A 388-nucleotide genomic window follows, 5' to 3' on the forward strand; every position below is an offset into this window, starting at 1 on the left:
TGAGCCAGCGGCTGTCGTTCTCGTCATCCAGTCCGTCACCATAGCCGTGACGGGCGCACACTAGCAAATGACAAAGGTCCGGCAGTACCAGGCCACAGTGCCATTGCGGCAGAGTGAGCAGCGAGTCCTGGCCGATAATGAAACCCAGTGGTGCGTTGGGGCCATATTCGCGGCGTAGATCTTCAAACGTATCTACCGTCCAGGAAGGCATTGGGCGGCGGAGTTCACGATCATCAAGGGTGAATAGCGCGTCCGGCAGCTCGGCAATCGCCAGGCGTGCCATCGCCAATCGCTGCTGTGCTGATGCCAAGGGTTGCGGCCGGTGCGGTGGGATATTGTTCGGCAAGAGGATCACTTGCTGCAGGTTGACAAGGCGTGCCATCGTGAT

Annotated in this window: 1 protein-coding gene; it reads right to left on the reverse strand. The window is 59.3% G+C overall.

Annotated elements, in window-relative coordinates; translation table 11 throughout:
* A partial coding sequence (locus tag BG74_RS07560) for a nicotinate-nicotinamide nucleotide adenylyltransferase (protein WP_439895710.1) occupies positions 1-388 on the reverse strand: 388 nt, incomplete at both ends.

Source organism: Sodalis-like endosymbiont of Proechinophthirus fluctus (assembly GCF_001602625.1).
Classification (GTDB): Bacteria; Pseudomonadota; Gammaproteobacteria; order Enterobacterales; family Enterobacteriaceae.